This window comes from Microbacterium sp. GbtcB4 (genome assembly GCF_019091465.1).
In the GTDB taxonomy this organism is placed as follows: domain Bacteria; phylum Actinomycetota; class Actinomycetes; order Actinomycetales; family Microbacteriaceae; genus Microbacterium; species Microbacterium paraoxydans.
This window is the reverse complement of record NZ_JAGXJJ010000122.1, coordinates 1-273: the sequence shown is the minus strand read 5'-3', so window position 1 is coordinate 273 and position 273 is coordinate 1. Positions and strand designations below refer to the sequence as shown.

The 273-nt window shown below is 74.7% G+C and carries 1 protein-coding gene; it reads right to left on the bottom strand.

Features of this window, described 5'->3' with window-relative positions:
* Nucleotides 1–273 (bottom strand): SOS response-associated peptidase family protein (locus KVS71_RS17465; protein ID WP_217585154.1); only part of this gene is annotated, 273 nt, incomplete at both ends.

The window sequence follows — 273 nt, the reverse complement described above, 5'->3', positions numbered from 1 at the left end:
CCATTCGAAGTACCCGCGCCACGGGACGAGGCCCCGCGCGGCGGAGAACGCCGGCGCCCAGAACCCGGCGGCGAGCTTCTCCACCCGGGCGTTGATCAGCGGGGCGCGCTGCGGACGGTTGGGGGGACTCTGCCAGTCCCACCGCACGAGTTCGAGGGTGCGGCCCTCGCCGCGGTCCCGGACGATGGGGGCGCTCTCGGTGGGCGCGATCGAGTAGGCGCCGTGCCTGGACTTCCACCAGTCCTCCGGGCGGCCGCCCTCGGCGACGAACTC